This window comes from Lysinibacillus sp. NPDC094177 (assembly GCF_050279145.1).
In the GTDB taxonomy this organism is placed as follows: domain Bacteria; phylum Bacillota; class Bacilli; order Bacillales_A; family Planococcaceae; genus Lysinibacillus.
Window position 1 is genome coordinate 359,109 of the sequence record NZ_JBNNTW010000002.1, and the last position, 22,067, is coordinate 381,175.

Below are 22,067 nucleotides of genomic sequence, written 5' to 3' on the forward strand. Positions count from 1 at the left end.
TGTCCTCTTATGGAAGTCAATCAATATTTAGAGATGTTTATCGAAGAAAGTAAAGACCATTTACAAGCGTGTAGTGAACATTTATTAGAACTAGAAAAAAATCCAGACGATTTGGCGATTGTCGGAGAAATTTTCCGCTCAGCACATACATTAAAAGGTATGTCTGCGACAATGGGCTTTGAAGATTTAGCAGATTTAACTCATAAAATGGAAAATGTGTTGGATGCGATCCGAAATGAGAAAATCCATGTATCTCCTGAAATTTTAGATGTTGTCTTCGAGTCTGTTGACCATCTAGAAGAAATGGTGATGGACATTGCAAATGGCGGAGATGGAAAACGTGATGTAACTTCAACTGTTGCTCAATTAAAGCGTATTGAATTAGGTGAGTATGCGATTCCTGAAGTAGTAGCAACTACTGAGACACCAGTTACTGCTGTAGCAAGTATGTTAGAGTATGACGGCTTTGAACAAACAGTTATTTCACAATCTGCTGAACAAGGTTTCAATGCATTCGAAATTTCAGTGAAATTACGTGAGGACTGTCTGTTAAAAGCCGCGCGTGTATTCATGGTGTTTGAAATATTAGAAAAAGATGGGGAAGTTATTAAATCAAGTCCATCTGTAGAAAAGCTTGAAGACGAACAGTTCGATCAACAATTTTACGTAGCTATCGTAACAAAAGAATCTGCTGAAGATATGAAGAACAAGATTATGAAAGTTTCAGAAGTTGAAGAAGTAGTTGTCGCAACTATTGGGAAACCAGCTACTGCTGTAGCAAGTGTGTTAGAGTATGACGGCTTTGAACAAACAGTTATTTCACAATCTGCTGAACAAGGTTTCAATGCATTCGAAATTTCAGTGAAATTACGTGAGGACTGTCTGTTAAAAGCCGCGCGTGTATTCATGGTGTTTGAAATATTAGAAAAAGATGGGGATGTTATTAAATCAAGTCCATCTGTAGAAAAGCTTGAAGACGAACAGTTCGATCAACAATTTTACGTAGCTTTCGTAACAAAAGAATCTGCTGAGGATATGCAGAAAAAGATTATGAAAGTTTCAGAAGTCGAAGAAGTGATTGTTACAGCTATCGAACAAAAGCAATTTAGTGAAAAAGAACAAGCAATTCAAGAAGTAGCAGCAACAGCAACAGCAACAGCAACAGCAACAGCAACGATAGAGTCGGAGGCTAAACCTGTTACAGTACCTGAAAAAAATACTGCAGCACCTAAACCTGAAAAAGAAGCAGCTCCTGCCAAGGCTGATAAAAGCCATGCTCCTGTTGGTAATAAAACAATTCGTGTTAATATCGAGCGACTTGATATATTAATGAACTTATTTGAAGAGCTTGTTATAGATCGAGGACGACTACAGTCTATTTCAACTGAGGTTAACCATGGAGAGTTAAACGAAACAGTAGAGCGCATGAGCCGCGTCATGGGTGACTTACAAACAATTATTTTAACAATGCGTATGGTTCCTGTAGAAACAGTATTCAATCGCTTCCCGAAAATGATTCGTCAGTTATCTCGTGATTTAAACAAGAAAATTAACCTTGAAATTATTGGTGCTGAAACAGAATTAGATCGTACAGTAATTGATGAAATTGGGGATCCACTTGTTCATTTAATTCGTAATTCTGTTGACCACGGTATTGAAAATCCTACAGCTCGTCTTGCAAAAGGTAAGCCGGAAGAAGGAACAGTTGTACTACGTGCTTATCACAGTGGTAACTATGTCTTTATTGAAATTGAAGATGATGGAGCTGGTATTAACCGTGAAAAAGTACTAGCGAAAGCTATTTCTAAAGGTATTGTTACTCAGGAACAATCATATTCAATGTCAGATAAGCAAATCAATGAACTTATTTTAGCTTCTGGGTTCTCGACGGCAGATGTTATTTCTGACGTATCTGGACGAGGCGTTGGATTAGACGTTGTTAAAACAACAATAGAATCATTGGGTGGAAATATTTCAATTGAATCTACACAAGATGTAGGCTCAGTATTCTCGATTCAATTACCACTGACATTATCGATTATTTCTGTAATGTTAGTAGAAATCGAAAAAGAGATTTATGCAATTCCACTTTCATCAATTATTGAAACTTCAATTATCCGTTCATCAGAAATAATGAATGCGCATAATCAAAAAGTAATCGACTTCCGTGGCAAAGTAGTACCACTAGTATTCTTAGAAGAAATCTTTGAGGTACCTCGCAAAGAACCACAGGATGACGAATTCCATTCAGTGGTCATCGTTCGAAAAGGTGAGAAGCTTGCTGGTTTAGTTGTAGATTCATTCATTGGCCAACAAGAAATTGTTCTGAAATCATTAGGAAATTACTTAACGAATATCTTTGCAATTTCAGGTGCAACAATTTTAGGTAACGGGAAAGTGGCCTTAATTGTGGATTGTAACGCACTTATTAAATAAGGTGAATGAATAAGAGAGGTGTAAACAATGACAAACGCAGTGGAACAAGAAAGTATTAAAGTAATTGTTTTTCAATTAGCAGATAAAGAATATGCAATTCCAGTGTCACATGTACAAGGGATTGAAAAACTAATGCATATTACACGTGTACCGAAAACGGAGAAATATGTAAAAGGTGTTATTAACCTTCGCGGTGTCGTAACACCAATTGTGGATTTACGTGAACGTTTTGAATTACCTGTCTCTGAGCATGAAGAAACAACACGTATTATCATTATTTCATTAGAGGATATGGAAGTAGGCTTCGTTGTAGACTCTGCAAATGATGTGTTAGATATCCCAGCTAACGCAATTGAACCACAGCCAGAAGTAGTAGGCTCACTGGAAGAAGAGTTTATTTCAGGTGTGGCTAAAATAGATAAACGATTATTAATTTTATTGCATTTAGAGAAAGTACTAAATCCACTAAAGTAGGGATCGATAATGACATTTAATCAAAAGATTACATCACTACATTTAGATGTATTGAAAGAAATCGGTAATATAGGTGCTGCGCATGCTGCGACAGCACTTTCCAATTTACTTGGAAAAAAAATTGATATGCGAGTACCAAAAGTTGAAATGGTGTCATTTAATGACATGATGGAGCTTGCTGGTGGATCTGAAAATGTCGTAGTTGGCATCTATCTACGCATTGAAGGTGATGCTGAAGGTAGTATGTTCTTTATCCTGCCAATTGAACAAGCAAATCGTTTTATTCGTCGTCTCATATTCGATGAATCATTCGACTTTAGAAAACGACCTGTTTCAGAGTTAGGTTTATCAGCTATGCAGGAAATGGGTAATATTTTATCTGGTTCTTATTTATCGGCATTATCGGACTTTACAAATTTAAAAATTTATCCAACTGTGCCAGGACTCAGTGTCGACATGTTTGGTGCCATTATTAGTATTGGTTTGATTGAATTATCACACGTTAGCGATAATGTTATCGTCATAAACACATCCATTTTTGAAGACGGTGTAGAGGATCAGGAAACAGTAAGAGGCCATTTCTTCTTATTACCAGATCCAGACTCATTTGATGCTATTTTTAAAGCATTAGGAGTTTCGTAGATGATGCTAAACAGTGGTAATGGGCAAGTTATAAAAGTTGGAATTGCACAAATGGATGTAGTAAAGTTACCAAATACGATAAGAACATCAGGTCTTGGATCTTGTGTAGGTGTTATTTTATATGATGAATCAAAAAAAATTGCCGGTTTAATACATGTGATGTTGCCAGATTCGAGTTTAGGTAGACAAGAGTCAATAAATGTGGCTAAATTTGCTGATACAGGTGTTGCGGCAATGATTGACTTATTAAAGTTAGAAGGCGTTCAAAAATTCAAGCTAAAGGCAAAAATTGCGGGTGGTGCGCAGATGTTTCAATTTACTTCAGATAAAGACTCCATGCGCATCGGCCCACGTAATGTAGAAGCTGTAAAGCATGAGCTGAAGCGTCATGGAATTCGTTTAGTTGCCGAAGACACGGGCGGTAATAGTGGTAGAACAATTGAATTTGATCCTGCGACGACTACATTACATATTCGAACGGTTAACCAAGGAGTGAGCGAAATATAATGTTTGGTTCTATTTTTTATAACCTATGGGGAGCGTTAATTGCCTTTTCTATATATTTTTTTAGTACATTTCTAAAACCTTATACACCACTACGAATTATCATAGGGTCATTTGTGGCGGGAATAATTGTGTTTTTCGTCATGTATCTTGTTAGATTTTTAATTGCCTACGTTTTATTCACACCTGAGGGCGATGCAGAAGTCGGTGAAGGTGATCATGAAGAAAATGAATCCGACAATCGCGAGGAAGACAATCAAGAAACACCGACGGCCAACTCTACCGTTGAGTTTCAAGATGAAAACTCAGAAGAAATTGCTCAAGTTGTACGCACAATGATGAATCGTGAGGATGATCCGCAATTAAATAATGCTTAAAAATAGGAGTCGCGAGTAGCGGCTCTTTTTTTATAGATATCTTAATTCTTGTATATTTTTAATTTTATGGTGTCTTAGTGAACTTGGACTAAATCCAAACTAAAAAATGTCCGACACATAAATTTAAAGAATCTGTGATAGAGTAGGAGAAACAAATGAAATTATAGTCGATTCTTGTTATAATATAGGAAAGAATTACATTGGTTTTATGTTAGAGGATCATAGCTAGTGGCGCTTTGTTACCCTCAACGAGTGAACTTAAAAAACAAAAAGGGAATATAAGACAGTGGCAAACAGGCGCGTAAATGCGTTTTTCTTAAGAGAGGTGGATTACATGACACAACCAATTCTGAACGATGAACAAAAGCTGTGGAACCGCTGGATAAATGAACGTGATCCAGATGCTGGTGATTTACTAATAAAAAAATATATCTCCCTAGTATCTTATCATGTACAACGCATTGGTGCGAGCTTACCAAAGAGTGTATCGCGAGACGATTTAACGAGCTTAGGTATGGTCGGTCTTTTTGACGCGTTGAATAAATTTGATATTAAGAGAGACTTGAAATTTGATACATATGCTTCTTTTAGAGTTAGAGGGGCAATTATTGATGGTTTACGTAAGGAAGATTGGTTGCCACGTTCAGCACGTGAGAAAGCAAAAAAATTAGATGCACAGATTGAGCAGTTAGAACAAAAATATATGCGTCATGTAACACCTGAGGAACTTGCGGAACATATGGCTTTACCTGTGGAGGAAGTTTACCAAACTGTACAGGAGCACTTCTTTTCAAATGTACTTTCCATTAATGAGCAGCAAGATCAAGATGAAACTGAAGGAAAGTCATTTGTTATTCGCGATGATACGACTAAAACTCCTGAGCAAGCTGTCGTTAAGTCAGAACTACTAGGTGATTTAGCGGAAAATATCCAAAAGCTCAATGATAAGGAGCAGCTGGTGCTTAGTTTATTTTATACTGAGGAATTAACATTAACAGAAATTGGAGAAATGCTTGAATTATCAACATCACGTATTTCACAAATCCACTCTAAGGCGCTGTTAAAGCTACGGAAATTATTATCCAATGAAATGATTAATGCATAATAATCCTTTATACACATCATTGAAGGAGGGAGTCACATGAGTTTAAAAGGTGTCGAATTACAAATAGCTATTCCAAAAACATTTGAAGCAGGAAAAATGGCTGATCAGGCACATCAACAAACTTTGGCTCAGCAAGCACATGCAAATGAAGCGTTAAAAAAAGAAACCGAACGCAAGCAAAAAGTTGTGAATACTTCAGAGGGTATGGATGAGATTAGTGAAGATGAAGAAGCAGGTGGCGAGTATATAAAAGGTACTCGAAAAAAGAAAAACAAGGATAACGAGAAGCAAGAAAAGCAGGCACAGCATCCGTTTAAAGGAAATTTCGTGGATTTTAGTGGATAGGAGATTACTATGACAACCATACTAATTGCGGTTCTATTTTTTTTACAGCTACTTTCATTTTATTTCCTTATCATATTAAATACGAAGCTAGCAAAATTTAAGGACTTAGAAAAAAAACAGGAGCGTTTAATGCGTGAAATGGATGACACCATCAGTGTCTATTTAGCTGATATGAAAGATGAAAATGATCGCCTAATTCAAGAGCTGCAAAGAGCTTCAAAGTCTGAAACTCAAATGAATGCTGTGAAACAGGGAGAGCAGATTGTGAGACAAAAGGAACAGGAGCAACTGCATTCTCTGACAAAGGAAGAAAGTCCTGTAGACGGTTCTAATAATTTAGATAATGAAACGCGTATTTATGTGCCTAAAAACATCGTAGCTAATGCGTATTCACGTCAGCAGCAAACTAAGGCAAAAACTGAAGCTAAGGTAGTACATTCTGCCCAGCAACCAACTGATACAACCAAAAAGGAAGAAGCTAAACCATTAACAATGGAACAACAAGTTGTTGAATTAGCGAAACAAGGTAAAACACCGGAAGAAATTGCAAAGCAGCTTCAAAAAGGAAAAACAGAAATCGAGCTTTTATTGAAATTTCATCATTAAAACAGTTGCGAATGGGATAAAGCTATGATATAGTTGCAAATGGTGTTATTAATACACACGCATTTTAATGCAGTAAGTGGTGCTCTAAGTTTTTAGGGTAGCTTGTTGCAAGTGATAAATGCGGAGGATAAAAACCAAACATACTAGGAGGAAATACACATGTCAGTAATTTCTATGAAACAATTACTTGAAGCTGGTGTACATTTCGGTCACCAAACTCGTCGTTGGAACCCAAAAATGAAGAAATATATCTTCGTTGAGCGTAACGGGATCTACATCATCGACTTACAAAAAACTGTTAAAAAATTAGAGGAAGCTTATGACTTCATGCGTCAAGTTGGTCAAGACGGTGGTAAAGTTCTTTTCGTTGGTACGAAAAAACAAGCACAAGAAGCGATCAAAGATGAAGCTGAACGTTCAGGCAACTACTACATCAACCAACGTTGGTTAGGTGGTACTCTTACAAACTTCGGTACTATTCAAAAACGTGTTGCACGTATGAAAGCAATCGAAAAAATGGAAGAAGATGGAACTTTCGAAGTTCTACCTAAAAAAGAAGTAATCCAACTTAAAAAAGAACACGAACGTCTAATCAAATTCTTAGGCGGTATCCGTGATATGCACGCACTTCCAGACGTAATGTTCGTGGTTGACCCACGTAAAGAGCGTATTGCTGTTGCAGAAGCTATTAAATTAAACATCCCTCTAGTAGGTATTGTTGATACAAACTGTGATCCAGATGAAATCGACTACGTAATTCCTGCTAATGATGATGCTATTCGCGCTGTTAAACTTTTAACTGCTAAAATGGCTGACGCTTTAATCGAGTCAAAACAAGGTGAAGAGGAAGCTCCAGCTGTAGAAGCTGCTGCTGAGTAATTCACGTTTACAAAAAGGTGATAAGTGGCTCAAAACCCTTATCACCTTTTTTAGAACCTATCACTAAAATTTGCACAACCAATTTGAGGAGGAAACACTAAATGGCAAACATTACTGCACAATTAGTAAAAGAATTACGCGAAAAAACTGGCGCTGGAATGATGGATTGTAAAAAAGCGTTAGTACAAACTGATGGCGATATAGATGCTGCAATCGATTTCCTACGTGAAAAAGGTCTTTCTTCAGCTGCTAAAAAAGCTGACCGTATCGCTGCTGAAGGTACAACTTACATTTTAGAAAATGGTAACGAAGCAATTATCCTTGAAGTAAACGCTGAAACTGACTTCGTTTCTAAAAACGATAAATTCCAAGTATTAGTTGCTTCATTAGCTGAACAATTACTTGCTGCTAAACCTGCAACAGTTGAAGCTGCATTAGAGATTGCAAATGCTGAAGGTGTAAAAGTTGTTGACCAAATTTCAACAGCAATTGCAACAATCGGTGAAAAAATTACTCTTCGTCGTTTCGAAGTGAAAACAAAAACTGATGCAGATGCATTCGGTTCTTACCTACACATGGGTGGCCGTATTGGTGTATTAGTAACTTTAGAAGGTTCTACAGATGCATCTGCTGCAAAAGATGTTGCTATGCACATCGCAGCTATTAACCCAACTTATGTTTCTCGTGACGAAGTTTCTGCAGAAGAGGTTGAACGTGAGCGTAAAGTATTAACTGAACAAGCTCTTAACGAAGGTAAACCAGAAAACATCGTAGCAAAAATGGTTGAAGGTCGTCTTGGTAAATACTTCGAAGATGTTTGCTTACTTGACCAAACATTCGTTAAAAACTCTGATCAAAAAGTACGTGACTTCGTTGCTTCAACTGGCGGTTCAGTAAATGGCTTCGTACGTTACGCTGTAGGTGAAGGTATTGAAAAACGTGAAGATAACTTTGCTGAAGAAGTAATGAGCCAAGTTAAAGGTAACTAATTTAGCTTGTATTTGATCCTAATCAAATAATATCTAGATTTTCTAGACAAAAAATGGGGAACACAACATAGCGTGTTCCCTATTTTTCCGAAAAGAGCGGAAAAAAGATATAATTGGTTCATCACCAAAAGTTGTTGATGTCATTTGTTAAAATGCATGCTATGTATATAAGTTGATTAGAGTAAAGGCTGAACGTCCTTAGGAAAGCGCCCAGCCGGAACGGAAAATCAACCACACGTTATGGTGATGAGCCATATAATTTCCTATTCTGCCGTATTCGTAACTAGCAATTATTGTTATTTATACTATAATGGAAAAGGAATAGAGATGTTTTAAATAAAGTCTGACGGAGGTTTACAATGAGTGTGCCACAATATAAACGAGTAGTTATCAAATTAAGTGGTGAAGCGTTAGCTGGAGAAGCGGGCTTCGGTTTATCACCAAAAATAATCAAGGCTGTTGCAGAAGAAGTAAAAGAAGTAGTAGATCTTGATGTAGAAGTTGCTGTTGTTGTAGGTGGCGGTAATATATGGCGTGGAAAAATCGGTAGCGAAATGGGAATGGATCGTGCGGCAGCCGACTATATGGGTATGCTAGCAACGGTTATGAACTCTTTAGCGTTACAAGATGCACTAGAGAAATTAGGGATTGAAACGCGTGTGCAATCTTCTATTGTTATGACACAAGTAGCAGAGCCATATATCCGCCGTAAAGCAGTTCGTCATCTAGAGAAAAAACGTGTAGTAATTTTTGCAGCAGGTACAGGTAACCCATTCTTCTCTACTGATACTACAGCTGCATTACGAGCAGCTGAAATCGACGCAGATGCGATTTTAATGGCAAAAAATAATGTAGATGGTGTTTATTCTGCAGATCCGAAAGTAGATGCAACTGCCGTTAAATATGATACACTCACATACTTAGACGTTATCCAACAAGGCTTACAAGTAATGGATTCAACAGCTTCTACTTTATGTATGGATAACGATATTCCACTAATTGTCTTCTCGATTATGGAACCAGGTAATATTAAACGTGCCGTACAAGGCGAGAAAATTGGAACAGTTGTTAGGAGGAATGTATAATGGCTAAACAAGTTTTAGAACAAGCTAAAGAAAAAATGAACAAAACAATTGCCGCTTTTTCACGTGAACTAGCTTCAATCCGTGCAGGCCGTGCAAATGCTTCTCTATTAGATCGCATTACGGTTGATTATTATGGTGCACCAACACCGATTAATCAGCTTGGAGGTGTTTCGGTACCAGAAGCACGTTTATTAGTTATTACACCTTACGATAAAACAATTTTAGGTGAAATCGAAAAAGCAATTATGAAATCAGATATTGGTATTACTCCAACAAATGATGGATCTGTCATTCGTTTAATGATTCCTGCTTTAACAGAAGAACGTCGTAAAGATCTTGTGAAGCAAGTGAAAAAAGAAGCAGAGGATGCAAAAATCGCTGTGCGTAATGTTCGTCGCGATGCCAATGATGATCTGAAAAAACTTGAAAAAGCTGGCGAAATCACAGAAGATGATCTACGTGGCTACGGTGAAGATATTCAAAAATTAACGGATGAATTCATTGTAAAAGTAGATCAGGTAACGAAAGATAAAGAAAAAGAAATTCTAGAAGTGTAAGCAATTCATTTTGCATACCTATGATGGAACTTTTTGATGAGATGAAGGCGTCCTATAAATAACAGGACGTCTTTTCTCTTTACTATTAAATTATTATGTAAAAGCATACACTAAATTTTAATTGTTTTAGAGAAAATATCTTTCATCTATTTTTGCTTTCTTTTAAGATTAAGAGGAACTGTTCTTTAAGTGAAGCGAAATATATTATAGAAGATTGAACGAAATAAGGGAATCACCCCTTTTAACCTAAAGTTTAATGGGCGTGATAAAAGCTTTAGAAGCCCTTCTTTATAAAAGAGTGCATTACCGAAAGTTGGGAATGTCTTAAGAAAAGTTAATTTTCATTCCGACAAGTTATGGTGATAAGCCTAAAATGTGTATAGTTCTAAAACAAGCTAGTTCATACATAGTCAATTTAGAGGGAAAAAAAAGACAAAAAGCGCTTTTGTTTGTTATGATAGGTTAGTATACGTCCGATTAGTTGTAGTGGGGGAGTTAGCATGTTTAAAAAGCTATTAGGTAAACAAATAAAAATGGATTCACTATCATTGGAGGAACGTGTTGCCCTTGCTAAAAACGAGCCGATTCCTGCCCATGTAGCGATTATTATGGACGGAAATGGACGTTGGGCAAAGAAACGTGCCATGCCACGTGTTGCTGGGCACCATGAAGGTATGAAGACGGTACGAAAGGTAACTAGATTTGCGTCAGATTTAGGGATTAAAGTTTTAACGGTGTACGCGTTCTCTACAGAAAATTGGAAGCGACCAAAACCAGAGGTCGATTTCCTAATGCGTTTACCTGTAGAATTTTTAGGTTCCTTTTTACCTGAAATGATGGAACGCAATGTACGCGTTGAAATGATTGGAGATCCATCTTTATTACCAGCACATACGCAAAAAGCGTTGTATGAGGCAATGGAGGAGACGAAACATAATACAGGATTAATTTTAAATTTTGCTCTGAATTATGGAAGTCGTTCGGAAATGGTTAGTGCCATGAAAACAATGCTTCAAAAGGTGCAGGACGGTCAATTAACGATGCAAGACATAACAGAAGAATGCTTGACATCTCATTTAATGACAGCTCATCTGCCAGAGCCAGATTTATTAATTCGTACAAGCGGAGAAGTGCGATTAAGCAACTTTATGTTATGGCAGCTCGCCTATACAGAATTTTGGTTTACAGATACATTGTGGCCAGATTTTAGTAAGGAAAACTTACTGGAAGCGGTGGAAAACTACCAGAAACGTAATCGCCGTTACGGTGGGTTGAAGGGAGAAGAAACAACTTGAAACAACGAATTATCACAGCAATAATTGCAGCAGCGCTATTTATTCCATTTGTTATTTATGGAAAAGTGCCATTTACAATACTTGTGCTTGCAATGGCTGTTGTCGGTTTTTATGAAATACTAAAAATGAAAGGTATTTCACTTTTTTCAATACCTGGATTTTTAGGGTTACTAACATTAATATTACTTGTAATACCAACGAACTGGTCGAATAAGGTAGTAGATGCAATTGGCTATTCCTCCGATTTAATGGTTGTGTATGGTCTAATGATGCTATTGCTCATATACGTAGTACTTGTAAAAAATAAAATTACATTCGATGAAGTTGCTTTTATTTTATTAGGTGCGTTTTATGTAGGGTTAGGCTTCCATTACTTAATCGAAACACGAAGTTATGGTTTAGAGTTTGTTGTATATTGTTTACTTGTAGTTTGGACAACTGACTCAGGTGCCTATTTTGTTGGAAGAAAACTAGGGAAAAATAAGTTATGGCCTGAAATTTCACCGAAGAAGACCGTGGAAGGTTTTATTGGGGGGATTGTCATTGCAGTAATCTTTGCTGTAGGGATGCAGGCAATTTATCCATTTGCGAATGGTTATGTCTCACTTATTTTCATCACAATCTTTGCGTCAATTATTGGTCAAATGGGCGATTTAGTGGAATCGGCTATCAAGCGTCATTTTGACGTAAAGGATTCAGGCAATATTTTACCTGGGCATGGCGGTATTTTAGATCGCTTTGATAGTCTATTATTCGTCGTGCCTTTACTACATTTTTTACATCTTTTTGGTAACTAGGAACAATAGCGTTCAGTCAGAACCGAAATCAACTCTATGTTATGGTGATGTGTCATAACAATAGCATTTTCCTCTAAACAGAGTGATAATAATCGTGCTATATCATTTGCTGAGATAGAAAAAGGGGACAATTTGTCGTGAAAAAAATTAGTTTACTTGGTGCAACTGGTTCAATCGGTTGGCAAACCTATGATATTTTAAAAGAACAACGCGATGTCTTTCATTTAGTGGCATTTTCTTCAGGAAAAAATATCGAAAAAACTCGTGAAATGATTGAAACTTTAAAGCCAGAGCTTGTATCTGTTCAATTAGAAGAAGATGCAATTATGCTTGCTAAGGAATATCCACAAGTACACTTTACGTTTGGCGCGAAAGGGCTTGTAGAGGTCGCTACACATCCTGATTCGACAGTGCTTGTAAATGCGGTTCTTGGAAGTGTTGGACTAGAATCGACATTAGCTGCAATTCGCATGGGCAAAACAATTGCTATTGCCAATAAAGAAACACTTGTGACCGCTGGACATTTAGTGATGGCAGAGGCCAAGAGATACAATGCAACCATTTTACCGGTTGATAGTGAACATTCTGCGATTTTCCAATCGATGAATGGTGAGAATCCGAAAAATATTGAACGTTTAATTATTACAGCTTCTGGTGGTAGCTTCCGTGACAAAACACGTGAGGAATTAAAGCATGTTACGGTTGCAGATGCACTAAATCACCCAAACTGGTCAATGGGTGCGAAAATTACGATAGATTCAGCTACAATGATGAATAAAGGACTTGAAGTCATTGAAGCACATGTCTTATTTAATATGCCTTATGAAAAAATTGATGTACTTTTGCATAGAGAAAGTATTATTCACTCCCTAGTTGAGTATCATGATACTAGTGTCATTGCACAGCTAGGTACGCCGGACATGCGTGTACCTATCCAATATGCATTAAGCTACCCTGATCGTATGCCACTGCATAATGGACAACGACTTAATTTAGCACAAATTGGTCAGTTACATTTTAAAGAAATGAATTTTGAACGTTATCCAGCATTGCGACTAGCATATGAGGCTGGGCGCACAGGCGGTACAATTTTAACAGCAATGAATGCAGCGAATGAAGCGGCAGTTGCGGCATTTTTACAAGGGAAAATAACATTCCTTGAAATTGATGAAACGATTGAGCGTGTAATGCAAGCACATAACAACATAGTAGTGCCAGATTTGCAAACAATTTTGCATGTGGACAGTGAAACAAGAAAAACAGTGTTAGACATGGTAAAATAAAAAGAGAAGATATCGATAACTATTCGCTTTTAAAGGTGGGGTATTATGCAAACAGCTATTGCATTTATTTTAATATTTGGCCTACTTGTATTCTTCCATGAATTTGGTCACTTCTTGTTTGCGAAACGAGCAGGAATTATGGTTCGAGAATTCGCAATCGGTATGGGACCAAAAATTTATGGGAAAACACATGGTGAAACAATCTATACGATTCGTTTATTGCCGATTGGTGGTTACGTTCGTATGGCTGGTGAGGACATGGATGACACCGACTTACAGCCGGGCTACCGAGTGGGGCTTATTGTAGATGAGGATAATGTTGTGAAGAAACTTATCTTTAATCAAAATAATAAGCAGTTACCAGATTTATTATTTTTAGAAGTTGAGCGTGCCGATTTAGAAAAGGAATTGTTTGTTGAAGGCTATGATGAAGAAGAAAAATTAGTTCGTTATAGTGTTGCGAGAGATTGTATTCTCGTAGAAAACGGTAAAGAAACGTTAATTGCACCGTATGATCGTCAATTTAACGCTAAAACAGTCGGTCAACGAGCTATGACAATCTTTGCAGGCCCATTATTTAACTTTATATTAGCGTTTGTTATTTATTTGCTAATTGGATTAATTCATGGTGTACCTACGTATGAACCAATCATTACAGAAGTAGTAGAAAATGATCCAGCTGCACAAGCAGGGATGCTTGCAGGCGATAGAGTAACTGCTATCGACGGACAAGTAGTTGAAAAATGGCAAGATTTAGCTACTTTTGTACAAGATCACCCAGGTGAAAATATCACTGTAACAGTTGATCGAAATGGTAAGCAAGTTAACCTAAATATGACGGTTAAAGAAATAGTACAAAATGATGAAAAACATGGTCAAATTGGTGTAAAGTATGAGAGTCCGCGTGAATTTAATCCATTAAAAGCTGTTGTTTATGGCGCTCAAGAAACCTATAATATGACTGCTCGAATATTTGAATTGCTCGGAATGTTAATTACTGGTAAGTTTACTATAGATGCTCTATCAGGTCCAGTAGGAATTTATAAAGCGACAGAGCAGGTAGCTCAATATGGATTCATAAATTTAATGAATTGGGCTGCGATGTTAAGTATTAACCTTGGAATTATGAACTTACTACCGCTTCCTGCACTTGACGGTGGTCGTCTATTATTCTTTGGCTTCGAAGCAGTAAGAGGTAAACCAATTGATCGTCAAAAAGAGGGTCTTGTGCATTTTGTAGGTATCGTACTATTGATGATCTTAATGGTCGTAGTTACATGGAACGATATACAAAGATTTTTCTTTTAACCAAATGAGTTAAGTTAAGTTTTTCAAGAAAAACAATATTTAGAAGAAGCCCTGGCAATTACGCCAAGGTGAAAATTGATTGAAAAAACATAGCTTTGAGCGCAATTCTTTTGAAACATTGCGTTCAAAGCTAAATTTGTTTATGCTAATTAGAGTATAAAACTTATCTATTAAAAAAGGTGGAACACTGAATGAAGCAAAGTAAAACATTTATCCCAACGCTACGTGAAATACCTGCTGATGCAGAGGTAAAATCACATAAACAATTACTACGTGCAGGGTTTATTCGTCAAAATACAAGTGGGGTATACTCGTATTTACCGCTTGCAAAACGTGTGTTAACAAAAATAGAAAATATTATTCGTGAAGAGATGGAAGCAATCAATTCAATTGAGCTTTTAATGCCTTCATTACAATCTGCGGAACTTTGGCAGGAATCAGGCCGCTGGGAAAAATATGGTCCAGAATTAATGCGTTTAAAGGACCGTCATGATCGTGATTTTGCATTAGGGCCAACTCATGAAGAAGTGATCACAACTTTAGTACGCGATGAAATTAAATCATATAAAAAATTACCGCTAACACTTTATCAAATTCAAACTAAATTCCGTGATGAAAAACGACCTCGCTTTGGTTTACTACGAGGCAGAGAGTTTATTATGAAAGATGCATACTCTTTCCATGCATCACGTGAAAGTTTAGATGAAACATATGATGATATGTATCGTGCCTATTCAAATATTTTCTCTCGTTTAGGTTTAAACTATCGTGCAGTTATTGCCGATGCCGGCTCAATAGGTGGGAAAGGTACACATGAATTTATGGTACTTTCTGAAATTGGGGAAGATACAATTGCATACTCTGACACATCTAATTATGCTGCAAACATCGAAATGGCAGAAGTTATTGCAGACTATCAACCATCAGATGAAGCATTAAAAGAGCTTGAAAAGGTGACAACACCAGACCAAAAAACAATCGAAGAAGTATCAGCTTTCTTAAATGTTGAACCTTCAAATGTCATTAAATCATTAGTGTTTGATGTTGACGGTGAATTGGTTGTAGTTCTGGCTCGTGGAGATCACGAAATTAACGATATTAAATTGAAAAATGCGCTTGATGCTGGGTCTGTTGAGCTTGCTAGTGAAGCGGCAATCCGTGATTTATTAGGCTGCGGTGTTGGTTCAATTGGTCCTGTTAAATTACCAGTAGACGTAAAAGTAGTAGCTGACAATGCTATTAAATCTATTCGTAACGGTGTAGCCGGTGCAAACGAAGATGATTTCCATTTAGTAAACGTTAATCCTGAGCGTGATTTTGCAGTGAATGAATACTTAGATATTCGTTTTATTCAAGAGGGTGATCCATCTCCAGATGGACAAGGTATTATCAAATTTGCAGAAGGTATCGAAGTTGGTCATATTTTCAAATTAGGAACAACTTACTCTGCAAAAATGAATGGTACATTCTTAGACGAGCAAGGTAAGGCACAGCCATTTATCATGGGATGCTATGGTATTGGTGTATCACGTATTTTAGCTGCTGTTGCAGAGCATTTCCAAGATGAAAATGGTTTTGTTTGGCCAACACAATTAGCTCCTTATGATATCCATGTTGTACCTGTTAATACAAAGGATGAAACACAGGTTGCATTAGCTGATGAGTTATATGGCTTATTAAAATCATACCGTTATGATGTGCTATTTGATGATCGTGCTGAGCGCGCTGGGGTTAAATTCGCGGATGCTGATTTAATTGGCTTACCTGTCCGTGTAACAGTAGGTAAAAAAGCAACTGAAGGTATTGTTGAAGTGAAATTCCGTCAAACAGGTGAAACGTTCGAATGGAAAAAAGAAGAGGTCATTGATCGCTTAAACGAATTCTTCCGTCAAAATTAATTTCCTTTAGAAATGCTTGTCCCAAAAAGGATGAAAATGGCATTAAATAGATAAAAGATTCGCGCCACTTCTCGGGGACAGCGAGCCAAGCATGAATTCATAGATGTTTAGGATTTGTGAGGCTTGACGGTCGCCCGCGGAAAGGGAGCGAATTTTTTCTTTGATTCGTAAACGTTGATGAGGAAATAAAACAAGGGGCTTTAAGACTGCCTCTTTTTGAAAGTAGGTGTCAATAGATTGGAACAGCAACAAGAAGCAAGAACGAGGTTTCAAATGCTCTTGCAACAACTAGAGTTAACAGATGATGTGTATATGTCCTTCTTTGAGGAAGGTGAATTATCACGACTAACTGTACACAAAAAGAACAGGCTATGGAATTTTTCTATTAAATTACGAGATGTACTTCCTTTTCCACTATACCAACTTTTTCGTACTCGTTTGACTGAAAAATTTTCATCTATCGCTCAAATCCACACAACTTTTGATACGGTAGAGAAAAATGTTACGGAAGAACTTGTCCAACAATATTGGCTAACAGTAGTAGAACAAATAGATGAGATGGCGCCACCTTTAAAACATTGTCTAGCATCGCAAATGCCTATGTGGAATGGGCAAAAAATCACTTTATCTTGCATGCAAGAAATGGAATTTATGATGCTGAAAACAAAGTATGCAGAAAAGCTTTCCGAAAGCTATAGTCAATTCGGCTTTCCACATATTGTGATAGACTTTGTTCTTCAAGATCAATCGGAAGAAATGATTGCGGCACAGGAAGCTTTCATAGAACAGAAGCGTTTAGAGGAGGCAGCTTTATCCCAGCAAGCGATACAAGATTACCAAAAACGTGAGAAAGAGAAGAAAGAAAATCCAGCTCTTGCGAACCTTGGTGACCGTCCATTCCAGCTTGGTATGTTAATTAAAGACGATGAAACAATGGAAATTAAACGCATTGTTGAGGAAGAACGCCGTGTTATCATAGAAGGTTTTGTTTTTGATACGGAAATTAGGGAGCTGAAAAGTGGTCGCTCTTTATTACAAATTAAAATTACCGACTATACGGATTCTATCGTTGTAAAAATGTTCTCACGTGATAATGATGATGCGGAACTTATGCAACATTTGAAAAAGGGTATGTGGGTAAAAGTCCGTGGCTCCGTACAAACTGACACATTCATTCGTGATTTAATCGTTATGGCAAATGATATCAATGAAATCAAAAAAGAAACACGACAGGATAAGGCGCCAGAGGGAGAAAAACGAGTTGAATTGCACTTGCATACACCAATGAGCACAATGGACGCTGTGACACCAGTTGATAGACTTGTTGCGCAGGCTGCAAAGTGGGGTCATCCAGCCGTGGCTATTACCGACCATGCTGTTGTACAATCCTTCCCAGAGGCTTATTCAGCGGGGAAAAAGCATGGGATAAAAGTTATTTATGGCTTGGAAGCTAATTTAGTTGATGATGGTGTACCGATTGCTTATGCACCTGAGCACCGATTATTAGCTGATACTACCTATGTCGTGTTTGACGTAGAGACGACAGGTCTCTCTACTGCTTACGATACTATCATTGAGCTTGCTGCGGTTAAAATTCAAGATGGAAATGTTATAGACAAATACGAAAGCTTTGCAAATCCACATCATCCACTTTCGGCAACGACCATTGAACTGACAGGTATTACAGATGATATGGTACGTAACGCACCAGAAGTGGAGCAAGTCATTAAGGAGTTCCATGCATTTATCGGAGATGGCATAGTAGTAGCCCATAATGCATCGTTTGATATGGGCTTTCTATATACAGGCTATAAAAAGTTCGGGCTAGAAGGAACGATTCATCCAGTTATTGACACGTTGGAGCTGGCCAGAATGCTTTATCCAACGATGAAAAACCATCGTTTAAATACACTTTGTAAAAAATTCAATATTGAATTAACCCAGCATCACCGAGCTATTTATGATACTGAGGCTACGGGTTACTTACTTTTACAGCTGTTAAAAGATGCAGATGAATTAGATATCAAATATCACGACGACTTTAATAAGCATATTGGTGGTGGGGATGCTTATAAAAAAGGACGACCAATGCACTGTACGATATTAGCAGTAGATAATGCTGGACTTAAAAATTTATTTAAATTAGTCACCCACTCCCATACAAAAACTTTCTATCGTGTTCCTCGTGTAACACGAGCGGTCCTAGAGCAATATAGAGAAGGTTTATTAGTCGGATCAGGTTGTAGTAATGGTGAATTGTTTGAGACGATGATGAATAAATCCCCAGAGGAAGCAGAGCAAGTTGCGAGATTCTATGACTATATAGAAGTTCAACCAAAGGCAGTGTATGCACCGTTAATTGAGCGCAATGTCATACGTGATGAATGGACACTTGAAGATATTATTCGCAAGTTAGTAAAGCTAGGGAAGAAGATGGATAAACCAGTTGTAGCAACCGGTAATGTCCATTACTTGGATCCGACAGATGGAATGTTTAGACAAATACTAATTGGCTCTCAAGGTGGTGCCAACATCTTAAATAGATCAAAGCTACCTGAAGTTCATTTTAGAACGACTGATGAAATGCTTAAAGAATTTGATTTTTTAGGACCGGATCTTGCGAAGGAAGTAGTTGTCACTAACTCTCAAAAAGTTGCAGATATGATTGGTGATGTTAAGCCAATTAAAGATGATTTATATACACCAAAAATTGAAGGCTCAGATGATGAGGTCACAAATTTAACCTATGAAATGGCACATAGTATATACGGAGAAGAGCTACCAGAAATCGTGAAGGCCCGAATTGAAAAGGAATTAAAGTCGATTTTAGGCCATGGTTTCGGAGTAATTTATTTAATTTCTGCAAAGCTTGTGAAAAAATCATTAGCTGATGGCTATTTAGTAGGTTCCCGTGGATCTGTTGGATCTTCATTAGTGGCGACCTTTATGGAGATTACTGAAGTAAATCCACTTCCACCACATTATATTTGTCCAAATTGTAAGCATTCCGAGTTTTTTGATGATGGTTCAGTAAGCTCAGGCTATGACTTACCAAATAAAGATTGTTCAGAATGTGGAACACCATATAAAAAGGATGGTCAGGATATCCCATTCGAAACGTTCCTTGGCTTTAAAGGAGATAAGGTACCTGATATCGATTTGAACTTTTCTGGGGAATATCAACCACAAGCTCATAACTACACGAAGGTACTATTCGGTGAAGATTATGTATATCGTGCCGGGACAATCGGTACAGTCGCAGAAAAAACAGCGTATGGCTATGTAAAGGGCTATGCAAATGATAACAACCTACATTTCCGCGGTGCTGAGGTAGATCGATTAGTGCAAGGCTGTACAGGTGTAAAACGTACAACAGGACAGCACCCTGGGGGGATTATCGTAGTACCAGACTATATGGATATTTTCGACTTCTCACCAGTGCAATTTCCTGCGGATGCACAGGATGCAGAATGGCGTACAACGCACTTTGATTTCCATTCCATTCACGATAATATTTTAAAGCTTGATATTCTTGGGCACGATGATCCGACTGTGATTCGGATGTTACAGGATTTATCAGGAATAGATCCAAAAACTATTCCAACAGATGATCCAGTCGTTATGAAAATCTTTAGTTCCCCTGAATCTTTAGGCGTAACAGAAAAACAAATTGGCTGTAAGACTGGAACACTTGGCATTCCTGAGTTCGGTACCCGCTTTGTACGCCAAATGCTTGAAGATACAAAGCCATCAACATTCTCAGAGCTCGTACAAATTTCAGGACTTTCACACGGAACAGACGTATGGCTCGGTAACGCGCAAGAGTTAATTCAAAATGGTACATGTGTGCTGAAAGAAGTAATTGGCTGTCGTGACGATATTATGGTGTATTTAATTTATCAAGGGCTAGAACCGTCACTGGCGTTTAAAATTATGGAGTCCGTGCGTAAAGGGAAAGGTTTATCTGAAGAATTCGAAGCGGATATGCTAGCGAATAATGTACCAGGCTGGTATATCGAATCATGTAAGAAGATTAAATATATGTTCCCGAAAGCCCATGCTGCAGCTTACGTGCTAATGGCAGTTCGTATTGCATGGTTTAAGGTGCATTTCCCGATTCTTTATTATGCAGCGTATTTCACAGTCCGTGCAGATGATTTTGATTTAATTGCCATGGTACAGGGTCCGCAAATGATTCGTGCAAAAATTGATGAAATCAATATGAAGGGCTTGGATGCTTCAACAAAAGAAAAAAACCTATTAACTGTAATGGAACTAGCACTTGAAATGTGTGAGCGCGGTATGAGCTTCCAGAAGGTGGACTTATATCGTTCACAGGCTAGTGAATTTATCATTGATGGGAACTCTTTAATTCCACCATTTGATGCGATTCCTGGACTTGGTACGAACGTTGCTAAACAAATTGTGGCAGCGCGTGAGGACGGAGAATTTTTATCGAAAGAAGATTTACAGCAACGAGGTCGAGTATCCAAAACATTAATAGAATACATGGATCAATTAGGGTGTTTAGAAGGAATGCCTGATGCTAATCAGTTATCGCTTTTCTAAAATATGAAGGTAAGTCTAAAGGCGTCTTAATCAATAACGAATAACTTATCTGTTGTATATAAGTAAATTAAAGTTAAAAGCTGGGCGCCCACGGGAATGCGCCCGGCCGGAACGGAAATCAACTTCACGTTACGGTGATGAGCCAAATTTAGCACAACTTTCAATTTCCAGACACAATTATGGCCATACCAAATAGATGTCTAGAATAAGGAAATTTGCATTGTGCTGTAAACTATGCTATCCTTATGGTAATAATTTGTTGATATTTTTCCAGCAAAAGAGTGGGACCTTCCCGCTCTTTTCTGTTGTTATACCGTAGCAAAACAAATTTTTGACTAACAGCAGGTAAGACCGTTAAATTTCACCAAAGCTACTGGTGGAATTTCTGTTTTATTACGCCAGAATTAGATAGATACAGGAGGAAACAATGAGCAAAGTACCATCTTTAATTGAAGAGCTCGCTAAACCGATTGTTGAAGAGTTGAATCTTGAGCTTGTAGATGTCGAGTTCGTAAAAGAAGGACGTAACTGGTTTTTACGTGTTTATGTGGATACACCTGAAGGTGGAATTGACATTGAACAATGTGCTCAAGTTAGTGAACGACTAAGTTTGCTATTGGATGAAAATGATCCAATTACACAAAACTATTATTTAGAAGTTTCTTCACCTGGAGCAGAACGTCCATTAAAAAAAGATACTGATTTTGAAAAAGCGATTGGCAAATTTATTTATGTTAAAACCTATGAGCCCATCAAGGACATGAAGGAATTCCAAGGCTACTTAACGTCATATGATGAACATACATTAGTGATGGAAGTACGCATTAAAACGCGTAAAATTACAGTAACAATTGAACAAGAAAAAATCGCATTGGCACGACTTGCCATCGATTTTTAAGCATAATGCATATTTAGGAG

General features: G+C 37.6%; 19 protein-coding genes. All 19 read left to right on the plus strand.

All coding sequences use genetic code 11. The features are described 5' to 3' along the window. Window positions 1-9 precede the first annotated feature (9 nt). The 19 genes from ACQKNC_RS05260 to rimP all read left to right on the plus strand — a co-directional run bounded on the left by ACQKNC_RS05260 (window position 10) and on the right by rimP (window position 22,047). Window positions 10-2,436: a chemotaxis protein CheW gene (locus tag ACQKNC_RS05260; protein WP_427423808.1), complete on the plus strand. Its 2,427-nt coding sequence runs from the start codon at window positions 10-12 to the stop codon at window positions 2,434-2,436. Window positions 2,437-2,463: 27 nt separating this feature from the next. Then, entirely contained in the window at window positions 2,464-2,910 is a 447-nt protein-coding gene (locus tag ACQKNC_RS05265) for a chemotaxis protein CheW (protein WP_427423809.1), read from the plus strand. Window positions 2,911-2,919: 9 nt separating this feature from the next. Then, on the plus strand, window positions 2,920-3,552 hold the full coding sequence (locus ACQKNC_RS05270; RefSeq protein WP_427423810.1) for a chemotaxis protein CheC: 633 nt from the start codon (window positions 2,920-2,922) through the stop codon (window positions 3,550-3,552). After that, window positions 3,553-4,059, plus strand: coding sequence for a chemotaxis protein CheD (locus ACQKNC_RS05275; RefSeq protein WP_427423811.1), 507 nt, complete (start codon window positions 3,553-3,555; stop codon window positions 4,057-4,059). Then, window positions 4,059-4,433 carry a hypothetical protein gene (locus ACQKNC_RS05280; protein WP_427423812.1) on the plus strand — a complete coding sequence of 125 codons (375 nt, stop codon included), beginning with the start codon at window positions 4,059-4,061 and terminating at the stop codon, window positions 4,431-4,433. The genes ACQKNC_RS05275 and ACQKNC_RS05280 overlap by 1 nt, the downstream gene beginning before the upstream one ends. 334 nt (window positions 4,434-4,767) lie before the next feature. Further along, entirely contained in the window at window positions 4,768-5,538 is a 771-nt protein-coding gene (locus tag ACQKNC_RS05285) for a FliA/WhiG family RNA polymerase sigma factor (RefSeq protein ID WP_427423813.1), read from the plus strand. A 36-nt stretch (window positions 5,539-5,574) separates the two neighbouring features. Continuing rightward, window positions 5,575-5,883, plus strand: a complete 309-nt coding sequence (locus ACQKNC_RS05290) for an RNA polymerase subunit sigma (protein WP_427423814.1) — start codon at window positions 5,575-5,577, stop codon at window positions 5,881-5,883. Between the two features lie 9 nt (window positions 5,884-5,892). Then, window positions 5,893-6,489, plus strand: coding sequence for a hypothetical protein (locus ACQKNC_RS05295; RefSeq protein WP_427423815.1), 597 nt, complete (start codon window positions 5,893-5,895; stop codon window positions 6,487-6,489). A 159-nt stretch (window positions 6,490-6,648) separates the two neighbouring features. Continuing rightward, window positions 6,649-7,368, plus strand: a complete 720-nt coding sequence (gene rpsB / locus ACQKNC_RS05300) for a 30S ribosomal protein S2 (protein WP_049668466.1) — start codon at window positions 6,649-6,651, stop codon at window positions 7,366-7,368. 101 nt (window positions 7,369-7,469) lie between these two features. Next, on the plus strand, window positions 7,470-8,357 hold the full coding sequence (gene tsf / locus ACQKNC_RS05305; protein ID WP_427423816.1) for a translation elongation factor Ts: 888 nt from the start codon (window positions 7,470-7,472) through the stop codon (window positions 8,355-8,357). A gap of 359 nt (window positions 8,358-8,716) precedes the next feature. Continuing rightward, a complete protein-coding gene (gene pyrH, locus ACQKNC_RS05310; protein WP_427423817.1) occupies window positions 8,717-9,442 on the plus strand; it encodes a UMP kinase in 726 nt (241 codons plus the stop codon). Continuing rightward, a complete protein-coding gene (gene frr, locus ACQKNC_RS05315) occupies window positions 9,442-9,999 on the plus strand; it encodes a ribosome recycling factor (protein ID WP_100543915.1) in 558 nt (185 codons plus the stop codon). The genes pyrH and frr overlap by 1 nt, the downstream gene beginning before the upstream one ends. Before the next feature lie 500 nt (window positions 10,000-10,499). Further along, window positions 10,500-11,294, plus strand: a complete 795-nt coding sequence (locus ACQKNC_RS05320; protein ID WP_427423818.1) for an isoprenyl transferase — start codon at window positions 10,500-10,502, stop codon at window positions 11,292-11,294. After that, entirely contained in the window at window positions 11,291-12,091 is an 801-nt protein-coding gene (locus ACQKNC_RS05325) for a phosphatidate cytidylyltransferase (protein WP_427423819.1), read from the plus strand. Before ACQKNC_RS05320 ends, ACQKNC_RS05325 begins: the two co-directional genes overlap by 4 nt. A gap of 137 nt (window positions 12,092-12,228) precedes the next feature. After that, window positions 12,229-13,374 (plus strand): 1-deoxy-D-xylulose-5-phosphate reductoisomerase, encoded by a 1,146-nt coding sequence (dxr, locus tag ACQKNC_RS05330; protein ID WP_427423820.1) that lies wholly within the window; start codon window positions 12,229-12,231, stop codon window positions 13,372-13,374. Between the two features lie 45 nt (window positions 13,375-13,419). Further along, on the plus strand, window positions 13,420-14,682 hold the full coding sequence (gene rseP, locus ACQKNC_RS05335) for an RIP metalloprotease RseP (RefSeq protein ID WP_427423821.1): 1,263 nt from the start codon (window positions 13,420-13,422) through the stop codon (window positions 14,680-14,682). A 191-nt stretch (window positions 14,683-14,873) separates the two neighbouring features. Continuing rightward, entirely contained in the window at window positions 14,874-16,580 is a 1,707-nt protein-coding gene (locus ACQKNC_RS05340) for a proline--tRNA ligase (protein WP_427423822.1), read from the plus strand. Window positions 16,581-16,817: 237 nt separating this feature from the next. Then, a complete protein-coding gene (locus ACQKNC_RS05345) occupies window positions 16,818-21,149 on the plus strand; it encodes a PolC-type DNA polymerase III (RefSeq protein ID WP_427423823.1) in 4,332 nt (1,443 codons plus the stop codon). 427 nt (window positions 21,150-21,576) lie between these two features. After that, a complete protein-coding gene (rimP, locus tag ACQKNC_RS05350) occupies window positions 21,577-22,047 on the plus strand; it encodes a ribosome maturation factor RimP (protein WP_079560495.1) in 471 nt (156 codons plus the stop codon). Window positions 22,048-22,067 lie beyond the last annotated feature (20 nt).